This is a genomic window from Pantoea vagans (assembly GCF_001506165.1).
In the GTDB taxonomy this organism is placed as follows: Bacteria; Pseudomonadota; Gammaproteobacteria; order Enterobacterales; family Enterobacteriaceae; genus Pantoea; species Pantoea vagans_C.
Window position 1 is genome coordinate 129,899 of sequence record NZ_CP011427.1, and the last position, 25,319, is coordinate 155,217.

At 55.1% G+C, this 25,319-nt stretch carries 23 protein-coding genes; 13 read left to right on the forward strand and 10 right to left on the reverse strand.

All coding sequences use genetic code 11. The features are described 5' to 3' along the window. Window positions 1–94: 94 nt before the first annotated feature. The 5 genes from pckA to LK04_RS00595 all read right to left on the reverse strand — a co-directional run bounded on the left by pckA (window position 95) and on the right by LK04_RS00595 (window position 6,151). Complete coding sequence (pckA, locus tag LK04_RS00575) at window positions 95–1,714, reverse strand: phosphoenolpyruvate carboxykinase (ATP) (RefSeq protein WP_039332674.1); 1,620 nt, start codon at window positions 1,712–1,714, stop codon at window positions 95–97. Between the two features lie 268 nt (window positions 1,715–1,982). Continuing rightward, window positions 1,983–2,855: an Hsp33 family molecular chaperone HslO gene (gene hslO / locus LK04_RS00580; protein ID WP_039332675.1), complete on the reverse strand. Its 873-nt coding sequence runs from the start codon at window positions 2,853–2,855 to the stop codon at window positions 1,983–1,985. A 25-nt stretch (window positions 2,856–2,880) separates the two neighbouring features. Then, window positions 2,881–3,282: a ribosome-associated heat shock protein Hsp15 gene (gene hslR / locus LK04_RS00585; protein ID WP_039332676.1), complete on the reverse strand. Its 402-nt coding sequence runs from the start codon at window positions 3,280–3,282 to the stop codon at window positions 2,881–2,883. Window positions 3,283–3,295: 13 nt separating this feature from the next. Further along, the gene (yrfG, locus tag LK04_RS00590) at window positions 3,296–3,955 is read right to left on the reverse strand and encodes a GMP/IMP nucleotidase (protein WP_039332759.1); all 660 of its coding nucleotides are present in this window, start codon (window positions 3,953–3,955) and stop codon (window positions 3,296–3,298) included. A gap of 54 nt (window positions 3,956–4,009) precedes the next feature. Further along, the gene (locus LK04_RS00595) at window positions 4,010–6,151 is read right to left on the reverse strand and encodes an intracellular growth attenuator family protein (RefSeq protein WP_039332677.1); all 2,142 of its coding nucleotides are present in this window, start codon (window positions 6,149–6,151) and stop codon (window positions 4,010–4,012) included. Between the two features lie 397 nt (window positions 6,152–6,548). Between LK04_RS00595 and nudE the strand changes: the two genes are divergently transcribed. Then, the gene (nudE, locus tag LK04_RS00600) at window positions 6,549–7,115 is read left to right on the forward strand and encodes an ADP compounds hydrolase NudE (RefSeq protein ID WP_039332679.1); all 567 of its coding nucleotides are present in this window, start codon (window positions 6,549–6,551) and stop codon (window positions 7,113–7,115) included. A 51-nt stretch (window positions 7,116–7,166) separates the two neighbouring features. On the opposite strand, the gene mrcA is transcribed toward nudE, so the two are convergent. After that, entirely contained in the window at window positions 7,167–9,716 is a 2,550-nt protein-coding gene (mrcA, locus tag LK04_RS00605) for a peptidoglycan glycosyltransferase/peptidoglycan DD-transpeptidase MrcA (RefSeq protein ID WP_039332682.1), read from the reverse strand. Window positions 9,717–9,872: 156 nt separating this feature from the next. Here mrcA and pilM point away from each other — a divergent pair, with 156 nt between their 5' ends. From pilM to trpS, 12 genes are all read left to right on the forward strand, one after another. After that, entirely contained in the window at window positions 9,873–10,682 is an 810-nt protein-coding gene (gene pilM, locus LK04_RS00610) for a pilus assembly protein PilM (RefSeq protein ID WP_039332683.1), read from the forward strand. Continuing rightward, on the forward strand, window positions 10,679–11,224 hold the full coding sequence (locus LK04_RS00615; protein ID WP_231568872.1) for a PilN domain-containing protein: 546 nt from the start codon (window positions 10,679–10,681) through the stop codon (window positions 11,222–11,224). Before pilM ends, LK04_RS00615 begins: the two co-directional genes overlap by 4 nt. Continuing rightward, a complete protein-coding gene (locus LK04_RS00620; RefSeq protein ID WP_039332687.1) occupies window positions 11,217–11,711 on the forward strand; it encodes a hypothetical protein in 495 nt (164 codons plus the stop codon). Before LK04_RS00615 ends, LK04_RS00620 begins: the two co-directional genes overlap by 8 nt. Further along, window positions 11,701–12,081, forward strand: coding sequence for a HofP DNA utilization family protein (locus LK04_RS00625; protein WP_039332689.1), 381 nt, complete (start codon window positions 11,701–11,703; stop codon window positions 12,079–12,081). Before LK04_RS00620 ends, LK04_RS00625 begins: the two co-directional genes overlap by 11 nt. Next, window positions 12,023–13,282, forward strand: a complete 1,260-nt coding sequence (gene hofQ, locus LK04_RS00630; RefSeq protein ID WP_072214946.1) for a DNA uptake porin HofQ — start codon at window positions 12,023–12,025, stop codon at window positions 13,280–13,282. The genes LK04_RS00625 and hofQ overlap by 59 nt, the downstream gene beginning before the upstream one ends. A gap of 480 nt (window positions 13,283–13,762) precedes the next feature. Beyond that, complete coding sequence (aroK, locus tag LK04_RS00635) at window positions 13,763–14,284, forward strand: shikimate kinase AroK (RefSeq protein WP_010617392.1); 522 nt, start codon at window positions 13,763–13,765, stop codon at window positions 14,282–14,284. A gap of 40 nt (window positions 14,285–14,324) precedes the next feature. After that, on the forward strand, window positions 14,325–15,413 hold the full coding sequence (gene aroB, locus LK04_RS00640) for a 3-dehydroquinate synthase (RefSeq protein WP_039332693.1): 1,089 nt from the start codon (window positions 14,325–14,327) through the stop codon (window positions 15,411–15,413). Window positions 15,414–15,563: 150 nt separating this feature from the next. Next, window positions 15,564–16,595, forward strand: coding sequence for an SPOR domain-containing protein (locus tag LK04_RS00645; RefSeq protein WP_039332696.1), 1,032 nt, complete (start codon window positions 15,564–15,566; stop codon window positions 16,593–16,595). A gap of 96 nt (window positions 16,596–16,691) precedes the next feature. Next, on the forward strand, window positions 16,692–17,504 hold the full coding sequence (gene dam, locus LK04_RS00650) for an adenine-specific DNA-methyltransferase (RefSeq protein WP_039332698.1): 813 nt from the start codon (window positions 16,692–16,694) through the stop codon (window positions 17,502–17,504). 65 nt (window positions 17,505–17,569) lie between these two features. Further along, complete coding sequence (gene rpe / locus LK04_RS00655; RefSeq protein ID WP_039332700.1) at window positions 17,570–18,253, forward strand: ribulose-phosphate 3-epimerase; 684 nt, start codon at window positions 17,570–17,572, stop codon at window positions 18,251–18,253. Beyond that, window positions 18,237–18,914, forward strand: a complete 678-nt coding sequence (locus LK04_RS00660) for a phosphoglycolate phosphatase (protein WP_039332702.1) — start codon at window positions 18,237–18,239, stop codon at window positions 18,912–18,914. The genes rpe and LK04_RS00660 overlap by 17 nt, the downstream gene beginning before the upstream one ends. A 15-nt stretch (window positions 18,915–18,929) precedes the next feature. Continuing rightward, window positions 18,930–19,934 carry a tryptophan--tRNA ligase gene (gene trpS, locus LK04_RS00665; protein WP_039332703.1) on the forward strand — a complete coding sequence of 335 codons (1,005 nt, stop codon included), beginning with the start codon at window positions 18,930–18,932 and terminating at the stop codon, window positions 19,932–19,934. A 53-nt stretch (window positions 19,935–19,987) separates the two neighbouring features. Here trpS and cysG read toward each other — a convergent pair whose 3' ends face one another. The 4 genes from cysG to nirB form a co-directional block, all read right to left on the reverse strand. Next, entirely contained in the window at window positions 19,988–21,352 is a 1,365-nt protein-coding gene (gene cysG / locus LK04_RS00670; RefSeq protein WP_039332705.1) for a siroheme synthase CysG, read from the reverse strand. A 198-nt stretch (window positions 21,353–21,550) separates the two neighbouring features. Continuing rightward, the gene (gene nirC, locus LK04_RS00675) at window positions 21,551–22,354 is read right to left on the reverse strand and encodes a nitrite transporter NirC (protein ID WP_039332707.1); all 804 of its coding nucleotides are present in this window, start codon (window positions 22,352–22,354) and stop codon (window positions 21,551–21,553) included. 30 nt (window positions 22,355–22,384) lie between these two features. Then, a complete protein-coding gene (gene nirD / locus LK04_RS00680; RefSeq protein WP_039332709.1) occupies window positions 22,385–22,711 on the reverse strand; it encodes a nitrite reductase small subunit NirD in 327 nt (108 codons plus the stop codon). Beyond that, entirely contained in the window at window positions 22,708–25,248 is a 2,541-nt protein-coding gene (gene nirB / locus LK04_RS00685; protein ID WP_039332711.1) for a nitrite reductase large subunit NirB, read from the reverse strand. The genes nirD and nirB overlap by 4 nt, the downstream gene beginning before the upstream one ends. Between the last annotated feature and the right edge of the window lie 71 nt (window positions 25,249–25,319).

A 25,319-nucleotide genomic window follows, 5' to 3' on the forward strand; every position in this document is an offset into this window, starting at 1 on the left:
TCATTCAGCGATATTACCGCTTCAGGTATGCGCGATAAATCGCGCCGCTACCGAATTTGCGCCCAACGAGCCGCCTTCTGGCGGCTCGTTCATATCACAACTGCGGGCCAGCCTGCACCAGCGCCTTACCTGCATCGTTATCGGTGTACTTCTCGAAGTTAGTGATAAAACGCTGCGCCAGATCTTGCGCGGCTTGCTGCCATGCGGCTTCGTCCTGCCAGCTGCGACGCGGATCCAGAATCGCATCGTCCACCTGCGCCAGCGAAGTGGGCATCTGCAGGTTAAATACCGGTAGTGTCTTCGTCTCGACGTCATCCAGCTCACCCGTCAGAATCGCGTTGATAATGGCACGCGTCTCTTTCAGCGAAATACGTTTACCACTGCCGTTCCAACCGGTGTTCACCAAATACGCTTGTGCCCCAGCCGCTTCCATACGCTTCACCAGCACATCAGAGTACTGCGTTGGGTGTAACGTCAGGAAAGCGGCACCAAAGCAGGCAGAGAACGTTGGAGTGGGCTGCGTGACACCGCGCTCGGTACCCGCCAGCTTGGCCGTAAAGCCAGACAGGAAGTGATACTGCGTCTGTTCCGGCGTTAAGCGTGAAACCGGCGGCAGCACACCAAAGGCATCTGCCGTCAGGAAAATCACGCGCCTGGCATGCCCGGCTTTAGAAACCGACTGCACAATGTTGTCGATGTGCTCAATCGGATAGGAGACTCGGGTATTTTCGGTCTTGCGGGCATCCGCATAATCAACGCTACCGTCGGCGCGGACCACTACATTCTCCAGCAGAGCATCACGGCGGATGGCGCGATAGATTTCCGGTTCGGCTTGCTCAGACAGATTGATGGTTTTAGCGTAGCAGCCACCTTCAAAGTTAAACACGCCATCATCATCCCAACCGTGTTCGTCGTCGCCAATTAACTGGCGATCGGGATCGGTGGAGAGGGTGGTCTTGCCGGTACCAGACAGGCCGAAAAACACCGCGACATCGCCAGTTTTACCGACGTTTGCGGAACAGTGCATGGCAGCGATGCCTTTTAACGGCAGCAGGTAGTTCATGATGGCGAACAGGCCTTTCTTCATCTCACCACCGTACCAGGTGCCGCCAATCAGCTGCATGCGTTCGGTGAGATTGAAGGCGACAAAGTTCTCAGAGTGCAAACCCTGCGCCTGCCAGTCTGGATTCGTGCACTGTGCCGCGTTCATCACCACGAAATCGGGCTTGAATGCCGCCAGTTCCGCTTCACTTGGGCGAATAAACATGTTTTTGACGAAGTGCGCCTGCCATGCCACTTCCATCACAAAGCGCACGCTGAGGCGGGTGTCCGGATTTGCGCCGCAGTAAGCGTCCACAACAAACAAACGCTTGCCCGAGAGCTGTGCGGTGCAGCGGTCTTTCAGCGCCTGCCAGGTTTCCTGTGACAGCGGCTGGTTGTCGTTCTTGCCGTTGCCGACGTCGTTCCACCACAGGGTGTCACGCGTGGTGTCATCCCGCACAATGTACTTATCTTTTGGCGAGCGCCCAGTGAAGATGCCGGTATCCACGGCAACAGCGCCGCTCTGCGTCAGGATGCCTCGCGCATAACCTTCCAGTTCCGGGCGGGTTTCTTCCTGAAACAGCGTATCAAAGTCAGGGTTGTACACCACTTCCGTGGTGCCGCTGATGCCCAAAGTGGCGAGGTCTTGCGATGTCAGGCCGTTAGCGCGCATGTGGCTGCTCCTTAAATCGTACTTCATAGCATTTTATGTGGGGGATTCTGCGTCCTGCCTCGCATAGCCGGGCAGGGCAGATCGCGCGCAGTCTACACGTCTCGGCGGGCTGTAAAAGTGAGGATAGTTAAAAATGCGAGCTGGAACGTGACAAGCAGCGAAATCTGCCACTTAAGAAATTAAAGTCAGCGTAAATTAGTTAATTTTCGCCGGGAGTGATGGGGGAATGTCTGAAGAAATGCGGGCGGCATCACCGCCCGACAGAGAATTAATGCACTTGATCGCTGTTGTTGGTTGGTGCATTGCGAATAGCTGCAATGTCTACCGCATCGTACACATAGTGCGAACCGCAATAGTCGCAATGCATATCGATTTTACCGTCTTCCTCAAGGATCTCGTCCACTTCCTCAACAGGTAACGTATTCAGCACTTCGCCGCAGCGTTCGCGTGAGCAGGTGCATTTGAAGCTGACTGGTGTAGGGTCAAATACCGTCGCTTCTTCCTGATGGTAGAGGCGCCACAGTACATCGGTCGCAGGCAGTTCGATCAGCTCTTCGCTCTTCACGGTTTCGGTCAGCGTGGCGAGATGGTTGAAGTCATCCTGGCTTGATTCCTGCGCAGGCAACACCTGCAGCAGAATACCGGCTGCGCCTTTCTCGCTGGTGCGAATAAACAGACGTGTTGGCAACTGCTCAGAGCGCATGAAGTAATCTTCGAGGCAGCCTGCCAGCGTATCCGCTTCCAGACCGACCACGCCCTGATAACGCTCGCCTTTTTCAGGTGAAATGGTGATCACCAGATAGCCGTTGCCGACCATCTCTTTCAGGCTGCTGCCTGGGGCAATCTCCGCGTCTTCTTTCACGCGCGCCACACCGCGCAGTTCCTGATTATTATTGCCATTAATCACTGCCAGCGTCAGCGGGCCATCGCCCTGTAACTGCACAGTGATGTCGCCGTCAAATTTCAGCGTAGCGGTCAACAGGCTGGTCGCAACCAGCAGTTCACCCAGCAGGATTTTTACCGGCTCAGCATAGTTGTGGTCCTTGACGATTTCGCGCCAGGTTTCAGAAACGTTGACCAGCTCGCCGCGCACGGCGACGTTTTCAAACAGGTAACGGTGCAGTTGATCTTGAACAGACATAGTGTTTCTCTCGTTGGGGCGGATATTACTCATCGCCCGACAATTTAAATTTCATCAGATCGCGACGCTCTTTCTTATCCGGGCGGCGATCGGGATGCGGCATCGTAAGGGCGTTCATCTTGCGTGCCAGCGCGGTTTTCTCACGCTTCTCAATACTGGCGGCAGTTTCCGCGTACATCTCTTGCGCTTCACTGGCGGGGCGGCGTTGCTCACCAATCGCTGTGATGATGACCGTGCGCTCATCGTTGCCCTGACGCAGCGTTAGCTCGGCCTGCAATTCAACGATTTTGCTCGGTTTGCTGCGTTGACCGTTGTAATGCACTTTGCCGCCTTCGATCATTTCGCGGGCGATGGCGCGGGTTTTATAAAAGCGCGCAGCCCACAGCCATTTGTCGAGGCGGACGCCTTCGCTGGTTTTCTCTTTCATTGCGGCTCCTGCTTTAGCGCAGCGTTTCACACAACTGGCGATAGTCTCGCACTGCCGTATGACGCTGGAAAGTTTGATCGGGCCGACCGGAATCCGGGTTGCTGACACCTAAGCACCAGCGAATCCCCCAACGGGCAGCCGCATCCAGAATCGGCTCGCTGTCATCAATGAAAAGCGTGCGCGTACTGTCGAATGCAGTTTGCTGCTGAACGGCCTGCCAGAGACGTGGATCCTCTTTCGGATACCCAAAGGTATGGGTGGAAAGTAATAAATCAAGGTGGGCAGCTAATCCGGTCTGTTCCAGCTTCACATCAAGATTGTACGGGTGTGCATTGGTCAGCAAAATGGTGCGCTTGCCCGCAGCCCGCAGCGCCTGCAAAAAAGGCACTGTGTCATCACGCATCGCCGCGCGGTGGCGTTTTTCCCACGTCATGGCGCGGATATCCAGCGCCAACTCCTGTGACCAGTAATCAAGACAATACCAGTTTAGCGTATGCGCCACGGCTTGATACTTTTGCTGAATCAGCTGATGCGCTTCCGCCAGCGTGATGTCACGTTCGCGGCTCAGGGTTTCCGGAACATGTTCCAGCCAGAAATGGCGATCAAAGGCGAGATCAAGCAACGTGCCATCCATATCCAGCAGCACGGTATCGATCTCAGACCAGTTAAGCATTGGCATCTTCACCCCCTAAAAACAGGGCGACAGGGTAGCACAGAAGGAAAGGGCTCAGAACAGGGAGCGCACGCTCTGCATAGTGCTGAGATTGTGGTTGAAGCACTTGTCGTAATATTGCTGGATTTCCACCATCCGTAGGCGATTTCGGTGAATGCGGCGCAGAGCCAGCAAGCCGTTGGTGACACCACAGAGAATCAGCACCAGCATCAACAAGGCGGTACCCAGATAGCGCCACTGCGCCATGGAGTCGGGTTCATTATGCAGCGCAATGTGACGCGTGCCGTTGGCGTCAGTGGTAATGCTGGTAATGATGCCATTGGCGGCGAATGGCGTATGTAACAGCATGCCGGACATGCGTTGCAATTCACGCCACTGAGACGGCGCATCAAGGTCAAACAGCGAGACTGACGGCTGCGGCTGTGTCACCATCTGACGGCCCTCATCGCTGATAATCAGGAAACCACCGGGTGGTGGGCTATTCAACGTTTCCGCTGCGCGACGGGTTTCACGTGAGAAGAAAGTGGAGGTGGCGGTATTGACCAGATTCTCCAGCGCTTCGGCGCTCACCGGACGCAGCAGAACGTTCATACCGTTGAGCTTGCCCGTATCTGCGCGATGGATGAGTGAATCCCAGTCTTTCGCATTACCCAAGTTCACCAGCGCGTTCTTCAACCGCACACAGTCTTGCTGCTGGCTGCACAGATCCTGCGTTTTCAGCACCAGATCGGAGAAGTCATCCAGCAGAATCATGCCTGACTTTTGAATGGCAGAGGCGAGCTGCGGGTTGAGTTTAGGATCGGTATTGGTTTCCGGATGCAACTGGCGCGTGGTGGTATCCAGCAGCGCGGCAGCCTTATCAATGATGTCAGACTGAGGTTGCGGCAAAGGTGCTGCATTGTTCCAGTAAATCGCTGAGCAGTCGAACGGCATATAAGCATAGCTACGATTGCTCTGGTAATTTCCTGGCACTGAACACATGCCGGTACCACTCACTTTCAGGTTGTCGCCAATGTGCAGCGGCAGTGCACTTAGCTTATCGACGCTATTGACCTCAATGCTCTCTGTGCCTTTTACCCACGCGAGACTGAGCTTGATCGGCATGCCCAGTGGAATCCAGGTAAACAGCATCACCAGTACCAGCAGTGAACCACAGGCCAGCACCAGATTTCTACGCCAGCGCTGCACGGGGAAGTTGCGCACTTCATCATGGAGTGAGAGGAAGCGGCCCTGGCGCACGACCTGGCGGTTAAGGTAAATATCGACATCCGTCATCTGACCCAAGTCATGTGCAACGTAGGGCTGCCAGTGGGTCGGGTAAACTAAATCGATAATACCGAGTGAGATGTTGCTCTGCTCCTGATTGGATTCACCAAACAGGCCCCAGCGTTTTGGCGCGCCGCGCAGGCAGTGCACTTCTCGCAATCCTTTCTCGCCAGGGAAACGGTAGAGGAACCATAAACTGGTGGCGATGATCAAGCCGGCGGGCAGGGCAATCCACACCATCAGGCTACCTGGCAGCACCAGACTGAGGAACAACAGCAAGAAAGCGAAACAGATCGCGACGGCTTCGCGTGTGCCGTCCGGACGTGACAAACGATACTCTTCGGGCGTTTCTTTACGCACCTGCAGCAATTCGACATTTTCACTCTCTTCCTTGCGGATGGAGGCGTTCGTCGACATTGACCGCACCAATGGCGGCAGCGCAGGCTGCTCGATGGCATAGTTCACCAGTGAGTGACCGTTGAGAGAGATCACCAGCGGCATTGTCTGCGTGCGAATCAGTTCTACATAGTTCTCTTCAGCGATGTACTGTTCCCACAACGGAGGAAGATGGACTTCCACTTCATCCAGGTAATAGCGCCATTGATGGGCGTCATCGGTAGAAAGGCCGTAGCGGGTAATAGAACGCGTGACGGGATAGACATTGTTGCTTTGCGCGGTAAGCGTCAGGGCTTCTGGCTCTCGGGACTTCTTAGAGGAGCGGGCATCGCTGCGTTGTCGCTGTTTCGCCAGTGACGCAATGTAGGTTTCCACTGCACTGCGTTCTTCATCGGTGAGTTTACGGCAGGGCGGACTAATAAACGGCAGTGGTTTCGCCAACGGCGGACGATGCCGCATAGCGTACCAGTAGCCAATGCCTGCTACTAATGAGCAGACCAGCATGACAGCCAGAATGATGATAAAAGTGCTCATGCTTTGCTCAATCCAGCCAAAAAACTGCCTTCACGTTTAAGATGTACTCCCGGTGGAACCATCAATACAAGTCAATTTTGGCGAGCAGAAGTCATTCTGACAAGAAAAAACTCAGATAAAATAACGCACAAAATCATTGAATTATAAATTATTAGATTATTCCTTAGTGGGATGTTAACCAGGCGGCACTCAATTAAATATCGGTATTTTCTGAATTTAGTCAAACCCGGTTGACTTATTGTGAAAATTTAAGTCTAGCGATAACAAGAAGTTGTTAGCAGCGGTAAGTGGATATGTGTCACCATGCTTTCCATTCGTTGCGTGTCGCACAATGCTTCGGGCTTCGGTATGCTGGCATTATCGCGTTTCACAAGGTTGTGCAAAGTTTGAGGCTGATATGAAAATGACATTGAAAAAACCTGACATCCTCAACGTGGAAGCTGTCGCTCGCTCCCGATTATTCACCATCGAAGCGGTTGATCTCGCTTTCAGTAATGGTGCACGCCGCGTCTATGAACGTATGAAACCTTCCGATCGTGAAGCGGTGATGATCGTGCCGATTATCGGTGAGGATGTCATCCTGATTCAGGAATATGCCGTCGGGTTGGAAAGCTACGAGTTGGGCTTCCCAAAAGGGTTGATTGATCCTGGCGAAAGCGCCTTTGAAGCGGCCGACCGTGAACTCAAAGAGGAAGCGGGTTTTGGTGCCAGGAAGCTGGAAGCGCTGGGCAAACTCACCATGGCACCCTCCTATTTCTCCAGCAAGATGAACATTGTGGTGGCGGAAGAGTTATATGAAGAGAAGCTGGAAGGGGATGAACCGGAACCGCTGATTGTCCGGCGTTGGCCGCTTAACAACCTGCTGGCACTGCTGGACGAGCCGGATTTCCGTGAAGCGCGTAACGTCAGTGCGCTGTTTTTGGTACGTGAATGGCTGGTGAAGCAGGGGCGTTTAACCTACTGATTTACGCCCTGCACAGATAAAAAAGCCGGCAAACAGTGCCGGCTTTTTTCATTAGAACAGTTCGTGGCTTTCACCGTTGTCCATGATAGTGGTGCCGACATCATGGGACGAGTACTCGGTGGGCTGAGTACCGTTGATAAAGTACTCCTGACGGGTATTGCCTCCGCCGTTAGCCAGTTTGCCGGTACCACGATCGATGGTCACGGTGACCACGCCATCCGGCGGTGTCAGAGGCTGCACAGGCACACCATCCAGAGCGGATTTCATGTAATCATCCCACGCTGGCTGCGCACTTTTCGCGCCACCCTCATAGCCAGAGATCTGATCTGGAATGGCACCTGACATGGTCGAGCGGCCCAGCGCACGCGAATCATCGAAACCGATCCACACCGAGGTCACCACGCCCGGGCCATATCCAGAGAACCAGGCGTCTTTCGAGCTGTTGGTGGTACCGGTTTTTCCGCCGATATCATTACGCTTTAGATCGCGGCCTGCACGCCAGCCCGTTCCCATCCAGCCCGGTTCGCCAAAGATATTGGAGTTCAGCGCGCTTTTGATCAGGAATGACAGCGGCGTGTTAATCACGTGCGGTGCATATTGCTGATCGCCAGCCGGCTGTGGCTGAGCGGGTACTTGCTCCAGTTCCGGTTGTGGCACGGTCTGATTTTGCGATTGATCGGAAGTCGAAATGTTTTCCACACTCTCTTCGTTCAACGCCACGGATTTCTTGGTTTCACCGTAAATCACCGGCAGGTTGCACTGCGGACAGGCAATTTTCGGCTTCTCTTCAAATATCACGCCACCCTGTTCATTTTCAATTTTGGTAATGAAGTAAGGGTCGATCAGGAAGCCACCGTTCGCCATCACCGAATAACCGCGCGCCATTTGCATTGGTGTAAATGAAGCCGCACCTAAAGCCAGTGACTCGGTATGGATAATGTTTTGCGCCGGGAAGCCGAAGCGCTGCAAATATTCAGCGGCATAATCCACGCCCATGGCGCGCATCGCACGGACCATCACCACGTTTTTAGACTCGCCCAGGCCCTGACGTAAGCGAATGGGACCCGCGTAAGTCGGTGGTGAGTTTTTCGGACGCCAGTCGGCACCGGCACCGGCATCCCAACGCGAAATCGGTACGTCGTTAAGGATAGAAGCCAGCGTCAAACCACGGTCCATGGCGGCGGTATACAGGAACGGTTTGATGTTTGAACCCACCTGACGCAGCGCCTGCGTTGCGCGGTTAAACATACTTTGGTTGAAGTCAAAACCGCCGACCAGCGCGCGTACCGCACCGTCTTCCGGATTGAGCGACACCAGTGCTGAGTTCACCAGCGGCACCTGACCTAACCACCAGTCATTATTCACTTTGCGCACCCAAATCTGCTGGCCGGTTTGCAGCACCTGCGTCACGCTGCGCGGCGTTGGACCCTGCAACGTGTCAGATTTGTACGGACGCGCCCAGCGGACGCCTGCCAGGCTCAGCGATACGCTGCTGCCATCTTTCATCATTGCAGTCGCTTCATCAGCGCTGGCGCTGGTGACCACGGCGGCATTCAATGGGCCGTAAGTCGGCAAGTCTTTCAGGGCGTTTTGAATACGGCTCTTATCCCAGCTGGCTTCACCCACTTTCCACAGCACGTTGGTGGGGCCGCGGTAACCATGACGCATGTCGTAAGCCATCACGTTATTACGCACGGCTTGCTGCGCGGCTTCCTGTAGATGACGAGTGACAGTGGTATAGACCTTGTAGCCATCTTCGTAGGCGCTATCACCGTAACGCTTCACCATCTCCTGGCGCACCATTTCGCTCAAATAAGGGGCAGAGAACGCAATTTCGGGGCCGTGGTAGACCGCGACCAGTGGCGTATTGCGCGCCTCATCATACTGCTGCTGGGTGATGTAATTCTGGTCGAGCATACGCGCCAGCACCACATTACGACGCGACAGCGCGCGGGCATGTGAGTAAAGCGGGTTGAACGTTGAAGGTGCTTTCGGCAAACCAGCGATCATCGCCATTTCGCTTAACGACAGCTGATCAACGGGTTTACCAAAATAGACCTGTGCCGCCGCCCCTACGCCATAGGCGCGATAGCCGAGATAGATTTTGTTGAGATACAGCTCGAGGATTTCATCTTTACTCAGCAGCTGCTCAATGCGAATCGCGAGGAAGGCCTCTTTGATCTTACGCATCAGCGTGCGTTCAGGACTAAGGAAGAAGTTACGCGCCAGCTGTTGCGTAATGGTACTCGCACCCTGTGAGGCGTGTCCGGATACCAGCGCAATGCTGGCGGCACGGAAAATCCCCACCGGATCGACACCATGGTGCTCGTAGAAACGGCTGTCTTCGGTCGCAATGAACGCTTTAATCAGCTCAGGCGGCATCTGTTGCAGGGTGAGCGGCACGCGGCGCTTCTCACCATACTGGGCGATCAACTCGCCGTCAGCGCTGTAAACCTGCATGGGGGTTTGCAGACGCACGTCTTTCAATGTGTTCACGTCTGGCAGCTGTGGCTCAATGTACTTGTACAAGCCATAGACCGTGCCGGCTCCCAGCAAGATGCAACACACTGCAAGAATCAATAAATACTTTACGAACTTCACCTGAGAATTCCCATCTGTTGTCGTTTGGGCAGTTTATAAACAATCGCGCGGTAGTATAAAGGCAAGCCTGACGCTTTGATATACCCGTCATACTTCAAGGGGTAGGTGCGCCAGGGTAGACCTTTTTTTACCTTTAAAGATAAGGAGATCGCGCACATGGCTTTTCAGCGCTGGCAAATCGGACTGGACATCCAAAATGGACAACTCTGCGCCTTGGGCATTGAACGCCGACGTCATGGTTGGCAACTGCGACACTGGTGGCAGCAACCGGTGCCGCACGATACGTTACGCAACGGCGTGTTGCAAACGACCCCGTTGTTACAGGAGATGTTAACGCGCTGGCAGCGTCATCTGCCTAAGCGTTATTCTCTCCGCGTTGGGCTGCCTCCACAGTTGGTGCTGCAACGCACGTTGCCGTTGCCGGAGACTTCTCTGAGTGAGCCGGCCATGAGCCGCTATGTTGCCTCTTCGGCGCAACGTTTATTTCCTGTCGAGCCCGCTTCGCTGTCAATTGACTACCGAGCCGCAGGGAAAGCTTCGCAGATATGCATCACCGCCGCGCGGCGCGAGGTGATTGCACAGTGGCTCTCACCGTTGAAGCAATCCGGCTTGCGGCCTGATGTGTTTGAACTCAGTAGCCTGGCGCTAACCCAGATTGCCATGCGCATGCCACTGCAGCGTGACCAGCTGTTGATCCATCCTCTGCACGACCACTGGCTGTGGACGCTAGCGGGCGAACAGACCACATCAGGTGCCGGGTCTGAACCTTTGACACTGGCGCAATTACGCGACACTTTCCCGCAGGCCGCTGCAGTATTCTGTACCTCTTCGCAAATACTGTCTGAACCCGGCGTGACCTGCTGTAAACCCCTCTCATTACTGCAATATCGACAGCCGCCGTTGCCTGCTCACGAAGGTGACTTTTCAATTGCGCTTGGTTTAGCGCTGCGTCCAGAGGATGCATGATGCTGGCCGTCAATCTGCTTCCCTGGCGCAGACAGCAGTGGCAGCGTCGCCGTCGGCAGAGCGTTGTGCTGTTGGGATGTAGCCTGACAATAACGGGGATTGCTTTACTGGCAGGGTGGTGGCGCAGCAGCGAGGCCTTGTACCAGCAACAGGCGAGGTTAAACGAAGTCAGCCATCTTCGAGACGGTCTACAACAACAGCTCACGCTACAGTATTCACTGCTTCAGCAGCGTGACGCACTCCTGCGTACGCGCTTTGTCTGGCAACAACAGCAGGCAGAACATCAGCGTTGGCAGCTATTCTGGCAACAGTTGCCCGCGTTGATGCCAGACACGCTGTGGTTGAATCGAGTGGAGCGGCGGCAAGGCGTGCTGGTGCTGGAAGGGCAGGCACAGAGCATGTTGTCAGTAAGAGATTTCCGCCAGCAACTGATGACGCAACCGCTGTTGGCCAAAGTCAGGCCGGGCCACGTGCAGCGTCTGTCTGGCGGTGATTATCGCTTCACATTACAAGCACGTGTACAGGAGATAGCGAATGAATGAAGCGCTGCTTCGTTGGTTGGCACTCTCTCTGGCCATACGCATGGCGTGCCTGGTCATGATGTCAGCGCTGCTGCTGGCGCTGGCGTGGTGGGTTCTGTTGCGGCCACTACAGCAGCGGCATGATGTGCTGGTGCGACAGCAGGATGACATGACACAGCAGGTTCACCTGGGTCAGCAGCAACTCGCCGCGCGCCCACCCATCAATACGTTAGAAAGTGAGATCGCGCTGTTATTGCAGCCCGCGAGGGCAAACGTCGTGCGGCAAACCCTCGAAAATCTGGTGGCGGCACGTGGAACACAGCTGGAGAGCTGGCAGCCCACGAGCCAACCTCAGCAGCTGCATCTGCGGCTTGACTGGCCGCAATTTCTACCTCTCTTCGATGAGCTGGCACAGGCGCACGTTTCTGTTCCGCAGCGCTTTGAGCTGCGCACAGAGAAGGGGACGCTGATAACGCAGATGTGGCTGGAGGATGAAAATGCGGATTAGTGTCGGGCTGTTGCTGCTGTGCAGCAGCCTGGCGCTGGCTCGCGATCCTTTTCAGTCGTTGACAGAAAGGCTCTGTCTGCCGCAGGCGGCAGAACCCGATGGCTGGCGTTTGCAGGGCATTGTCGGGACGTCGCAGCGTTATGTCGCCTGGCTGGTTTCACCACAGGGCAAAAGTCATCGCCTCACGACGCAGGCCACATTGCCACACACCGCGTGGCAGGTTACAGAACTCACCTCGCGTAGCCTCACATTGCGTGCAGCACAGCGTTGCCCGCCACAGCAAATCACTTGGGTAATAAAAGGAGGATTTTATGAAATGGATGGCCCTGACATTATGGCTGATCCTGAGCGCGCCACTGCTGGCCCGTGAGGATCGGTTAAGCCTGGTGTTTGATGATGCGCCGGTTGAACGCATTTTGCAGGCATTGGCCGATTACCAGCAAACCAACCTGTTGATTGCACCAGGCGTTGAAGGGCGACTATCACTGCGCCTTGAGGATATCGGCTGGGACCGCGCGTTGGCGTTGGTGACGCAATTGGCAAAATTGACCGTGGTACAGGAAGAGGGCGTGCTATTGGTGTATCCGGAGAGCTGGCAGCAAATGCAGACGCAGCAGGCTAAAGCGGAGCAGGATGAGCGACAGCAGCAGTTACCCCTTGAGCAGCAGACCATCATGTTGCATTACGCGAGTGCCAACGATATTTATCGCAGTTTACTCGCAGAGCGCTCACTACTGACGCCTCGCGGTAGCGTGACGGTGGATAGCCGTACCAACAGCTTGCTGCTGCGAGACACCGCTAAAGCACTGCAAGACACCACGCGCTGGTTGAAGGCTTTGGATAGGCCACTGGAACAAATCGAGTTAGCGGCTCACATCATTACCATTAATGAAGAACACCTGCGTGAGTTAGGTGTGAGCTGGAACACATCTCCGGCTCAGAGTGTGACAGCGGCGTTGCGCCAACCTCAGTTAGCCATTCCCCTAGCGTTGGATAATCCCGCTTTGCGCGCAGGCGTGACGCTTGGCCAGGTCAGCGGTGAGTTACTTAACCTTGAGCTCAGCGCGCTGGAGCAGGAAAACCACATCGAAATCATCGCTAGCCCGCGCCTGTTTACCTCTAACCAGCAGACCGCTTCTATCAAACAGGGGACTGAGATTCCTTATCAGGTGAAGTCCGGTAATAGCGGCGCGACGGCGATTGAATTTAAAGAAGCGGTATTGGGCATGGAAGTGACGCCAGTGGTGTTGGGCAATGGGCGTATCCAGTTAAAACTGCGATTAAGCCAAAATATGCCGGGACGCAGTCTGAACGTGGGGGAAAACAACGTGTTGAGCATTGATAAGCAGGAAATTGAAACCCAGGTGACGCTGCGCGATGGTGAAACCCTGGCGCTGGGCGGTATTTTCCAGCAACAGCGTTCGCAGGGTGAAAAGCGTGTGCCAGGCTTAGGCGACATCCCCCTTGTAGGAGGGTTGTTCCGTCAGCAAACGGAAGAGCATAAAAAGAAAGAACTGGTGATCTTCATTACCCCTCGACTGGTCAGGGAAGCAGCGCTTACTGCAGGATAAAGCGGAAAATTCACTCTGAATGACCAACTGCGTTGACGCAGGGCAGGAATTAGCTTACAAGGTTTAGCGATTTTTAAAACGGTGTAACGGAACGCGGCAGGATAACCTTCCGATGGGCGTCAGTCACAAGCGATACTGGCGTCAGAATAGATTTTCCCTAAAAAAATCGAGTTAAAGTTCGATGGCAAAAACGTGAATTCCAGCACTGATAAGCATCAGTTATTGGAATGCTCACATGCGGCCAACACGCTTGTAGCTTGAAGTGTGAGGGAAAAAAGGAGGGGCGTTACCGTCTCGCGAACCACAGACCGGTCCTGTTCGTAGGTCGCCGGGGGCAATTTATTCGGTTGCCAAACGGCCATGAGTGTTGAGATAATTTTCCGTCTGACTCTTGTTAATGCTCATGAGGTCTCAGTTCCTGTCCCGCCAGCAACGCTGAACGCGGGGTATCATCAACGAATTCTTAGTAATACCGATAAAATGGCAGAGAAACGCAATATCTTTCTGGTTGGGCCGATGGGTGCCGGCAAAAGCACTATTGGTCGTCAGTTAGCTCAGCAACTCAATATGGAATTTTTCGATTCCGATCAGGAAATTGAGCGACGTACCGGAGCGGATGTAGGCTGGGTATTTGATGTGGAAGGCGAAGCTGGCTTCCGCGATCGCGAAGAGAAGATCATCAACGAACTGACCGAGAAGCAAGGCATTGTCTTGGCAACCGGTGGTGGTTCTGTCAAATCCCGTGAAACCCGCAATCGTCTCTCCGCCCGCGGCGTGGTCGTGTATCTCGAAACCACTATCGAGAAGCAACTTGCTCGTACTCAGCGTGATAAAAAACGTCCGCTGTTGCAGGTTGATGAGCCACCGCGTGAAGTACTGGAAGCGCTAGCTGGCGAACGTAATCCGCTTTATGAAGAGATCGCTGACGTCACCATTCGCACTGATGATCAAAGTGCAAAAGTTGTCGCCAATCAGATCATCAACATGCTGGAAAAAAATTAATCCAGCGCCCTGAGGGCTCAGCAAATAGGTATCGGTCATCATGGAGAAGATCACTGTCTCACTCGGGGATCGCAGTTACCCCATCACCATCGCTGCCGGACTGTTTAACGATCCGGCTTCTTTTTGGCCCCTAAAGGCAGGCGATAACGCCATGCTGGTGACCAATGAGACGCTGGCCCCGATCTACCTTGATAAGCTCTCGTCACTGCTTAGCCAGGCGGGAGTAAAGGTGGATCAGGTGATTTTACCTGATGGCGAGAAGTACAAGACGCTGGCCGTCATGGACGAAGTCTTTACCGCATTGCTGCAGAAACCACACGGCCGTGATACCACGCTGATTGCGCTTGGTGGTGGTGTGATCGGTGATCTTACTGGATTTGCAGCAGCCAGCTACCAACGTGGCGTGCGCTTTATCCAGGTGCCTACCACGCTGCTCTCTCAGGTCGACTCCTCTGTCGGCGGCAAAACGGCCGTCAATCATCCGCTTGGCAAAAACATGATTGGTGCTTTCTACCAGCCCGCTTCTGTGGTGGTGGATACCCAATGTCTGGCGACGCTACCCGCACGCGAACTGGCGTCGGGTCTGGCGGAAGTGATCAAATACGGCATTATCCTTGATGGTGATTTCTTCCAGTGGCTGGAGCAGAATCTTGATGCGCTGCTGGCACTGGATGAAAAAGCTATGGCGTACTGCATCCGCCGCTGCTGTGAACTCAAAGCCGAAGTGGTTGCCGCCGATGAACGTGAAACCGGTCTGCGTGCACTGCTCAATTTGGGCCATACTTTTGGTCATGCGATTGAAGCGCACATGGGGTATGGCAACTGGTTACATGGTGAAGCGATCGCGGCGGGCATGGTGATGGCAGCGCGCACTGCTGAACGCCTGGGGCAGTTCTCATCTTCAGATACCGATCGCATTATTGCGCTGCTGTTGCGCGCTGGATTACCGGTGCATGGCCCGGCCAGCATGAAGGCAGAAGAGTACTTGCCGCACATGATGCGTGATAAAAAAGTGCTGGCAGGTGAAATGCGTTTGGTGCTGCCTCTCGCAATTGGTCGCTCTGAAGTGCGCGCCGGTGTTGCGCATGATATGGTGCTGGCAGCGATTAACGATTGTAATAATTCCTAATGAAGACCCTCATCATTCGAGTCGCAGCCAGTCGATAATTGAATGTGTGATTAAGCACAGCCAGCCTGGCAGCAGCTTGAAGTATGACGGGTACAGCGGTGAGTTGTGATGCGGTGCGTGGGAAGCGTGCCGTTTTACGGAGGAGGCTAGATGGATGAGTTCAAACCGGAAGATGAGTTAAAACCTGATGCCAGTGACCGCCGTCCAACGCGGCCTCGCAAACAGTCTTCCGCCCCGAAAACCAAGGTGCCGGTATCACGTCAGCATATGATGATGGGCATCGGGATCCTGGTGCTGCTTTTAGTGGTGCTGGGCATCGGTTCTGCATTAACCGGCCCGGATGAGAAGAAACCCGCGGCTACAGCCAGCAATGGCAGCGCGGCGCCAGCTTCTGGTGGCGGTGAAAAAAGCATCGACCTTTCCGGTTCGACGTCCATGAGTGGCCAGCAGAACGCCGCGCCGTCTGCAGACGGTAGCGCGCCTCAGGCTCCTGCGGGTACGCAAGCTCCTGCGAACAGCGATTCCAACGCCATCTCGATGCCTGCGGTCTCCTCGACGCCGACTCAGGCTGCGCCAGTGGAGACTCCCGCTAATCAGCAACGTGTGACATTGCCGGGCGATCTCAACAGCGCGTTGAACAATCAGCAAGGCCAGGTGGATAACGCCGCTCAGGGTGCGCAGGGCAATAGCTCTTTACCGACTGCACCGGCGACGGTCAGTGGCAACGGTAAAGCGATCACTCCGCCAGCCATGCGCTCTGAAACACCATCTCGCACCAGCAGCAACGGCACGCGTGAGACGCACAACAGCACCACGCACAAAGCACCAGCGGCGAACACCAAGCCCGTGCCAGTGGTCAAAGAGAACAAAACGCATACCACCGCCGCGCACAATGCACCGGCTGGTGCCAGCAAGTCTATCCCAACGGGCGGCAACTACACGCTGCAGTTGAGTGGTGCTTCAAAAGAAGAGAGCCTGAATGCGTGGGCGAAGAAACAGAATCTGAGCGGTTACCACGTGTATAAAACCACGCGTAACGGTGAGCCGTGGTATGTGTTGGTGAGCGGTGCTTATGCCACTCCAGCAGATGCCAAGCGCGCGGTGGCGTCACTGCCTGCCGAAGTGCGTGCGGCAAATCCGTGGGTGAAACCGCTGAGCCAGGTGAAAAAAGAAAGCCAGTAATTGATGTGGGGCTGCGGACACGTGGCCCCGTTTAAAGCGCAGAGCTGCTGTCGGTTCCACCACAGCCAATAATTAAGATGTAATAACCACGACAGCATGAAGAAAAATCGCGCTTTCCTTAAATGGGCCGGAGGGAAATACCCGCTGCTTGACGATATCCGTCGTCATTTGCCACAAGGTGATTGTCTAATCGAACCCTTTGTCGGTGCCGGTTCCGTATTCCTCAACACTGATTATGACCGCTATCACCTGGCGGACATTAACGGTGATCTGATCAATCTGTATAACATCGTCAAAACCCGCACTGCAGACTTTATTGACGATGCGCGTCTGCTGTTTACGCCTGAAGGTAATATGGCGGAGACCTACTATGCGCACCGCCTGGCGTTCAACGCCAGCAAGGATCCGTATCAGCGCGCGCTACTGTTCCTGTATCTCAATCGCCACGGCTACAACGGTCTGTGCCGTTATAATTTGCGCGGTGAGTTTAACGTGCCTTTTGGCCGTTATCGGAAACCTTACTTCCCAGAAGCAGAACTGCTGTGGTTTGCCGAACGGGCACAAAAAGCGACCTTTGTCTGTGAATCGTACGATGTTACTCTGAACAACGCCCCTGCTGGTTCAGTGGTTTATTGCGATCCGCCGTATGCGCCCTTGTCAGCGACGGCCAACTTTACCGCATATCACACCAACAGTTTTAGCCTGCGCGAGCAGCAGCATTTGGCTGAACTGGCCAACAAGCTGGCGCAGGAAAACGGTATACCGGTACTGATTTCTAACCACGACACGCTGCTCACTCGCGAGTGGTATCAGAATGCGGTGTTAAATGTAGTCAAAGCCCGGCGTTCCATCAGCCGAAGCATAAGTGGTCGCACTCAGGTTGACGAACTGCTGGCGCTTTTCCGCTAGTCTGTTTCGTCCGCGACCAACGCATTTCGCCAGCTGTGGCTGGCGCACAACATTGGGAGAATCGGATGAAACAATTTTTGCTGGCCCCTTCAATTCTTGCTGCTGACTTTGCCCGCTTAGGTGAAGACACCGCGAAAGCACTGGCAGCAGGAGGGGATGTGGTTCATTTCGACGTGATGGACAACCACTATGTTCCCAATCTGACCATGGGGCCAATGGTGCTGAAAGCGCTGCGCGATTACGGCATCACCGCGCCCATTGATGTGCATCTGATGGTCAAGCCGGTTGATGCGCTGATCCCTGAGTTTGCCAAAGCCGGTGCGACTTACATTACTTTCCATCCTGAAGCCAGCGAGCATGTGGATCGCACACTGCAACTGATTAAAGAGCACGGTTGCAAAGCCGGTCTGGTATTCAATCCCGCCACGCCACTCGATTACCTCGATTATGTGATGGATAAACTCGACATTATTCTGTTGATGTCAGTGAACCCAGGTTTTGGTGGCCAATCCTTTATTCCGGGTACGCTGGATAAGCTACGCCAGGCGCGTCGTCTGATTGATGTGAGTGGCTACGATATCCGCCTGGAAGTGGATGGTGGTGTGAAGATCGATAATATCGGTCAGATCGCGGCAGCGGGCGCGGACATGTTCGTGGCCGGTTCAGCTATCTTTGGTCATCCTGATTACAAAAAAGTGATCGACGAAATGCGTGGCGAACTGGAGAAAGTTAATGGCTCATTTCACTGATATCCGTGCCTTAGCCTTTGATCTGGATGGCACGCTGGTGGATAGCGCACCAGGTCTGGCACAGGCCATCGATCATGCTTTGGGCGATTTGCAGCTGCCACCGCCGGGTGTGGCACTGGCTTCAACATGGATTGGCAACGGTGCCGACGTGATGATGAGCCGCGCACTGACATGGGCCTTAGGCCGTGAGCCGCATGCCGAAGAGCAACGCGATGCGCGTACGCTGTTTGACAAGTATTACGCCGAAACGGTGGAAGCCGGCAGTACGCTGTTTCCACAGGTAAAAGAGACGCTGGCCGCATTACACGCGAATGGCTGGCCGATGGCGATTGTGACGAATAAGCCGACACCCTTTGTCGCGCCATTATTGCAGTCCCTGGGCATTGCCGATTTCTTCACGCTGATTATTGGCGGTGATGATGTGGTGGTGAAAAAACCGCATCCCGCAGCGATCTTCCTTGTTTTGGGTCACTTTGGCGTACTGCAGAAAGAATTACTGTTTGTGGGTGATTCCCGTAATGATATTCACGCGGCCCAGGCAGCGGGTGTACCGAATATCGGCATGACGTTCGGCTACAACTACGGTGAGCCGATCGCTGCCAGCCAACCCGATTTAACTCTCGATACTTTTAGCGAACTTTTGCCCGCTCTCGGGCTGTAATTATCAGGACATATTATGAGCAAACCCATCGTTTTCAGCGGCGCCCAGCCTTCCGGTGAACTGACCATTGGCAACTACATGGGTGCGCTACGTCAGTGGGTGCAGATGCAGGATGATTTCCACTGCATTTACTGCATCGTTGATCTGCACGCCATCACCGTTCGTCAGGATCCGACTGCGCTGCGTAAAGCCACGCTGGACACCCTGGCACTGTACCTGGCTTGTGGTATCGACCCGGCGAAAAGCACCATCTTTGTTCAGTCGCACGTGCCAGAACATGCGCAGCTGAGCTGGGTGCTGAACTGCTACGCCTACTTCGGCGAGCTGAGCCGTATGACGCAGTTCAAAGATAAGTCTGCACGTTACTCAGAAAACATTACTGCGGGTCTGTTCGATTATCCGGTGCTGATGGCAGCGGATATTCTGCTGTATCAGACTAACCAGGTTCCGGTGGGCGAAGATCAGAAGCAGCATCTGGAACTGAGCCGCGATATCGCTGGTCGTTTCAACGCCCTGTATGGCGATGTCTTCAAAATCCCTGAGCCGTTTATTCCAAAATCTGGCGCCCGCGTGATGTCATTGCTGGAGCCGACTAAAAAAATGTCCAAGTCGGACGACAACCGCAATAACGTGATTGGTCTGCTGGAAGACACCAAAGCGGTGGTGAAGAAGATCAAACGCGCAGTAACTGATTCCGCTGAGCCACCCGTGGTACGTTACGATGTGAAAGAGAAAGCCGGAGTGTCAAACCTGCTGGATATTCTGTCTGGCGTCACCGGCAAATCTATCCCGCAGCTGGAGCAAGAGTTCGAAGGCAAAATGTATGGCCACCTGAAGGGCGAAGTGGCTGAAGCGGTTTCTGGCATGCTCACCGAACTGCAGGAGCGCTATCATCGTTTCCGTAACGATGAGGCATTCCTCAATCAGGTGATGCGTGATGGCGCGACCAAAGCGCGTGCACAAGCGCAGGAAACGCTGAAGAAAGTCTACGAAGCCGTGGGTTTTGTGGCACAGCCATAAACCATGCGTGAAATGATCTAAAAAGGCGAGTCATTATGACTCGCCTTTTTTGTTTAGAACCAGCGTAACTGGCTGCGCAGGCCCACCACGTGCCCGACAATGATCAGCGCCGGGCTGGCAAACTGCTGTGCCAGCTGACTGAGTTCTGCCAGGGTGGCGGTTTCCACCTGCTGTTGCGGGGTGGTGCCATTCTGCACAATCGCCACCGGCGTGTTGGCGTCCATGCCATGTGCCAGCAGTTGACGCTGAATCTCTGGTGCCTGCGTCAGCCCCATATAAAACACCAGCGTCTGTTGTTCTGCGGCCAGTTTTCCCCACTCCATTTCACCCTGCTGTTGCAGATGCCCGGTGACAAAACGCACGCTCTGCGCGTGATCGCGATGGGTCAGTGGAATACCGCTGTAGGCCGCGCAGCCGGAAGCGGCCGTGATACCCGGCACCACGCTGAAGGGAATGTTGTGCTGTGCCAGCACCTCCAGTTCCTCACCTCCGCGACCGAAAATAAAGGGATCGCCACCCTTTAGTCGCACTACGCGTTTGCCGCGCTGTGCCTGCTCGAGCAGGAGCTGATTGATTTGCGATTGGGGCACACAGTGATTACCCGCCTGTTTACCGACAAAGATGCGTTCCGCGTCGCGACGCACCAGATTGAGGATCGGATCCGAGACCAGGCGGTCATAAACCACAACATCGGCCTGCTGGATACTCTGCAAGCCTTTCAGCGTCAGTAAACCCGCATCTCCTGGACCCGCGCCCACCAGCACCACCTCGCCCTGCTGGGTCAGTGGCGCGTCAAACAAGGTATCGACGATGTGGTTCGCACGCGGTTTATCATGATTAGCCAGTGTTTGTGCCAGGCGATCGCTGGCAAAGAAGCGTTCCCAAAATGCACGTCGCTGCGCCATGCTATTGAAGGTCTGCTTGACTCGGCCACGTAACGAACCGGCAAGGGAAGCCAGTTGACCAAGATGCTGTGGCAGCATCGCCTCCAGCTTTTCCCGTAGCAGGCGAGCCAGCACCGGCGCACGGCCACCCGACGAGACGGCAATCATCAGCGGCGAGCGATCAACAATCGATGGCATGATCGCGCTGGCTTCCTGTGGCGCATCCACCAGATTGCAGAAGATACGGCGCAGCTCGGCTGCATCCCCCACTTGTTGATTGACGGCGTCATCATCGGTGGCGGCAATCACCAGCCAGCAACCTTCCAGCCAGCTCTGCTGAAAGTGGCCGGGCAGTAACTGTAACTTTCCCTGTTCAGCCCACTGTTGAAAAACAGGGGAGAATTCCAACGCACCGACATGCAGATCGGCACCGGCATCCAGCAGCAAACGCGCTTTGCGTTCTGCCACATCACCACCCCCGACCAGCAAACACCGTTTACCCTGCAGACGGCAAAACAGGGGGAAATAGTCCATCGCTCATCCTCAAAAAAGCCCGCGAGCTGCGCGATGGTTATCCATTAATCAACCTGGTTTCAGCTGGCACAATCGGTAGCGGCGCGATTTATCGCGCAGGGGTTAAAACACGCGCAATAAATTGCGCCGCTACAAATCTGTGTGACCTTAGGATTGATAACGTGATTCACATAACAACACTTGCGGGCTCAGAAATATTTAAACCGATTTAAGCGCAGCGGCTTGTGTTGCCGCTTGCGGTCTCTGAGCGTGTGGTGTGGCGTACCAGTAACCAAGGCCCATCAATACCATGCCGGAGAACATGTTACCCAGCGTGACCCACAGCAAGTTATGGCCGATTCCACCCAACGTCAGGTCGGCATTATGCTGGCCAAACCACGACAGTGCAAAGACCGTCATATTCGCTACCGAGTGCTCATAACCGGAAGCGATAAACGCCAGCAGGCACCACCAGATGGCGATAAATTTCGCTGTGCCTTCGGTGCGCACCGCCATCCAGATTGCCAGACAAACCAGCCAGTTGCAGAGTGCACCTTTGAAGAACAGTGCCATCGCGGGTTGCGTGGTTTTCGCCAGCGCTGCGCTGTGAATCAGTGCGTTAGCATTCGGCAGCATAGCACCCGCTGCGTAGTAGTAGAGCAGGGCGACAAACACCGAGCCAATCAAGTTGCCCAGCCAGGTTTGTGGCAGTACGCACCACATTTGCCCGTGGCTGATGGTGCCAGACTTAGCGCCAACCATCAGGAACATCGTGTGGCCAGTGAACAGCTCCGAACCGGCGATGATCACCAGTGTTAAAGCGATACCAAAAGTCGCGCCCATGATCAGCGGTCGATAGGCCGGGTCCGCAAGATTACCGAGGGTAAAAATCAGGATGATAGCCAAGCCAACATAGGCACCAGCCATGGCTGAGCTGATCCAGAAGGCCAGCGGGCTCTGCTGTGCAGTACGCACGATGCGCGCCGCATTGGCGGCGCATTTGTTCAGGGTGTCAGTAAACATAGTGACGTCTCATAAAGTGAAGGAATTCTGTCAGGCGCACACTTCGACCAGCCCCTCACTGACGCGCACCGGATAGCTCGCCACTGAACGGGATTCATCATCCATGCAAACACCATCGCTCAAGCGGAAGCGCTGTTTTTTCAAGGGGCTGGCGACCCACAACGTCTTCTGGTGCTCGGCAATCAGGCCGCGCGATAACACGCTGGCTTCAGAAAAAGGATCGATATTGCTTAATGCAAACAGTTGCTCATCGTCACGCGGACGGAAGATGGCGATCTGCTGGCCTTTGACCAGCGCACAGACGCCGCTGGCAGGCAGGATTTGCTCTATTTCACACACCGGATGCCACTGGCTCATGCGTCGATCTCCTCAATCATGGCAACGGCAATGCGCTCGGCGGGACGTGCCGGGCGATGTTGATCGCGCTGGTGAATGTGCTGTATCAGCGGATCTCGCTGATCGCTGTTGATAAAGGTGCTGAAGTGGCTTTGCTGCTGCGGATCGTTCACCGTCGCAGTCCATTCGCATGCGACTTCACCGCGCAGGCGGGTCAGTTCGCTTTCCAGCTGCGCATTGATGCTGAGTTTGTCGTCGATGATCACGCTACGCAGATAGTCGATGCCGCCTTCCATGCTCTCCAGCCACAGCGAAGTGCGCTGTACGCGGTCTCCGGTGCGGATGTAAAACATCATGAAGCGATCGAGGTAGGTCAACAGCGTGTCGCGATCGAGATCGGCGGCCAGCAGATCGGCGTGGCGCGGCTTCATGCCACCGTTGCCACAGACGTACAGGTTCCAGCCTTTCTCGGTGGCGATGATGCCCACGTCTTTACCCTGCGCCTCCGCACATTCGCGGGTACAACCTGAGACGCCAAACTTCATTTTGTGCGGGGTACGGATGCCTTTGTAGCGATGCTCCAGCTCGATGCCAAAACCGAGGCTGTCGCCGACACCATAGCGGCACCAGCTGCTGCCGACGCAGGTTTTCGCCATACGCAGCGCTTTGGCATAGGCCTGGCCGGTTTCAAATCCCGCATCGATGAGCTGAGCCCAGATAGCGGGCAGATCGTCACGCTGTGCGCCAAACAAGCCAATACGCTGTGAGCCGGTGATTTTGGTGTAGAGGTTGTACTGACGCGCCACGGCACCCACGGCCATTAAGCCTTCAGGGGTGATTTCACCGCCGGGTGAACGTGGGATCACGGAATAGGTGCCATCTTTCTGGATATTGCCGAGGAACAGATCGTTACTGTCCTGAAGCGGTGCATGCTGCGGTTTCAGCACATACTCATTCCAGCAAGACGCCAGCAGCGAGGCCACGGTGGGTTTGCACACCTCACAACCGTAACCCTGGCCATATTTCGCCAGCAGCGCCTCGAAGGATGTGATCTCTTCAACGCGCATCAGGTGATACAGCTCCTGGCGCGAATAGGGGAAGTGCTCACACAGGTTATGATTGACTTCAATTCCCTGACGGCTCAGTTCCGCATTGAGAACTTGGGTGATCAGCGGGATACAGCCGCCGCAGCCGGTGCCGGCGCGGGTTTCAGTTTTCAGCATCGCCACGGTATGGCAGCCGCCTTGCACTGCGTTGATGATATCGCCTTTGCTGACATCGAAGCAGGAGCAAATTTGCGCGCTGTCCGGCAGCGCATCCACGCCCATCACCGGTTTGTCGCCGCTGCCAGCGGGCAGAATCAGTCCCTCCGGTTGGTCTGGCAGTGGGATGTTATTCAGTGCCAGCTGCAGCAAATTGCCGTAGTCGCTGGTATCACCCACCAGCACTGCGCCGAGCAGGGTGCGGTTGTCTTCGCTGACGATCAGGCGTTTATAGATGTGTTTCTGCTCGTCGAGCCACATATAGCTGCGTGCGCCCGGCGTACGTCCCTGCGCATCGCCAATGCCGCCCACGTCGACGCCCAGCAGCTTGAGCTTGGCGCTCATATCCGCCCCGGCGAAGGCATTGTCACGGCCCAGCAACACGTCACTGGCAACCTGCGCCATTTTGTAGCCTGGCGCCACCAGGCCGAAAAGACGATTGTTCCATGCGGCACACTCCCCGACGGCGTATATGGCCGGATCGCTGGTCTGGCAGCGTTCGTTAATGGCGATACCGCCGCGTTGGCCAAGCACCAGCCCGCACTGTTTTGCCAGTTTGTCTTGTGGGCGAATACCGGTAGAGAAGACGATGAAATCGACATCCAGCGCGCTGCCATCGGCAAACTCCAGCGTTTTTCCCCCTGTGGCATGATGCACAATCTGCTGGGTGTTTTTGCCGGTATGCACTCGCACACCCATCTGTTCGATCTTACGGCGTAGCTGTTCGCCGCCTTGTCCATCCAGCTGTTCCGCCATTAAGCCAGGCGCGAACTCGATGACGTGGGTTTCGATGCCGAGGTTTTTCAAGGCGCCAGCGGCTTCCAGCCCCAGCAGGCCGCCACCCATCACAGCACCACGTTGGCTGCGGCGCGCGCAGGCTTCAATAGCATTAAGGTCTTCGATAGTGCGATAGACAAAGCAGTCACTGCCCTCTGATCCCTTAATCGGCGGGATCCATGGATAAGAGCCAGTGGCGAAGATCAGCGTGTCGTAATGCACCGCGCGACCAGTGTTGGAGTGAATCAGTTTTTCGTCGCGGTTGATGGTGATAGCACGTTCACCCATCAGCAGATTAACCTGATGCTTCTCGTAGTAACCCGGTCGCACCAGAGAGAGCTCTTCAGCAGTGTGATGGGAGAACCAGGCGGAAAGGTGGACGCGGTCATAGGCGGCGCGGGGTTCTTCACAAAAGACGGTCAGGGCGAATTGACCGGGGTCGGCTTTGTCGATCAGTTCTTCGATAAAGCGGTGGCCAACCATGCCGTTACCAATAATCACGACATTGTGCTTGCTCATGCTTGCCTCAAAATTTGCGGTATCTGCGCCTACCTTAACGCGCTACTTTTGCCGCTCATTGATGTATATCA